At 35.7% G+C, this 1,182-nt stretch carries 1 protein-coding gene; it reads right to left on the bottom strand.

From position 1 onward, the window contains the following. Window positions 1-1,022 (bottom strand): IS3-like element IS981 family transposase gene (locus tag ABZV44_RS45555; RefSeq protein ID WP_354851653.1). Its coding sequence is split into 2 segments (ribosomal slippage), with 1,023 coding nucleotides annotated over them: window positions 1-794 and window positions 794-1,022; the frame shifts between segments, so codons are not numbered across the junction. This gene is flagged as partial in the annotation. Window positions 1,023-1,182: the final 160 nt, after the last annotated feature.

Here is a 1,182-nt window from a genome sequence, read left to right as displayed (position 1 = left end):
GAAAATACTCTGATAGGCTTCTTCAAAGTTCTTATATTTAAATTGATACACCCACTCTCTTTTTAAATGTCCATGCCAAGATTCAAGACTGGCATTATGATAAGGGTATCCCCTTCGACTGAAAGAGTGAGTCATCCCATAATATTTAAGCAACTCTTCATACTCTAGACTCGTATACTGGCTTCCTTGGTCAGAATGAAGAATAACAGCTTCTGGATAGTCTTGTGATTTAATGGCCTTATTTAAAGTTCTTTGCACTAATTCTACAGTCATTCGCTTGCCCAAATCCCAAGCAATGACTTTTTTAGTATAACGATCCATAATGGTTGAGAGATAAGCCCATCCTTGTTGAGTAGGAATATAAGTAATGTCGGTTGACCAAACCTTATTTTTCTTTGTAGGTTCAGTCTGTATAAGATTTTTTCGATTGATGTGATCACTTAGTGAGTATCCAGGCTTAAATTTCTTAATGACTACAGACTTGAGTTGAAGTTGCTTCATTAGCTTCTGTACCAGTTTTAACCCGACTTTTTCCCCTTGTTTAAGTAGAAGATGATGAATTTTAGGAGCACCATAGATTTCTCGGTTAGTATTGAAGAGTTGAGAAATTTTGAGTGACAGGTATTGTCTCCTTAATTGAGTTTTAGATGGATGTCGGTTAATCCGTTCATAATAACTTGATTCAGGAACATCAAGGAGTTGACAGCTTAGTCTGACATTGAGTGCTAAAGTTTGTATGGTTTGAGCCATATCCGCAGCACTCACTTCTTTTTCTCGGCGAATATGGTCAATATTTTTTTTAAGATGTCTCGTTCTTCCTTAACTTTAGCCAGTTGTCTTTTTAATTCTAGAAAATCAGCTTTAGAGACGGAGCTTTCATTAGATTTAGAGTAGAGGTCTATCCATTTATAAATTGTTGCAGGGGCCACGTCGTATTCTTTAGACAGCTGGGTGACGGATTGACCAGAATGATAGAAGGCGATAAGGGTTTCTTTAAATTCTTTTGAGTAGCGTTTTTGCATGTTTTTGTCCTTTGTCTAAATTATACAATAGTGACTCTAAGATTTAAGGATAACATCACTCACAACTTAGGGTTATTAATAGAGGTCAAAATATGAAAATTGGGTATGCACGTGTCAGTACTTTTGAACAAAAATTAGAACTTCAATTTGAGATTCTAAT

Source organism: Nocardia sp. NPDC004860 (assembly GCF_040609015.1).
Taxonomy (GTDB): Bacteria; Actinomycetota; Actinomycetes; order Mycobacteriales; family Mycobacteriaceae; genus Nocardia.
The sequence above is the reverse complement of the archived record's forward strand: the minus strand, read 5'-3'. Positions and strand labels throughout refer to the sequence as shown.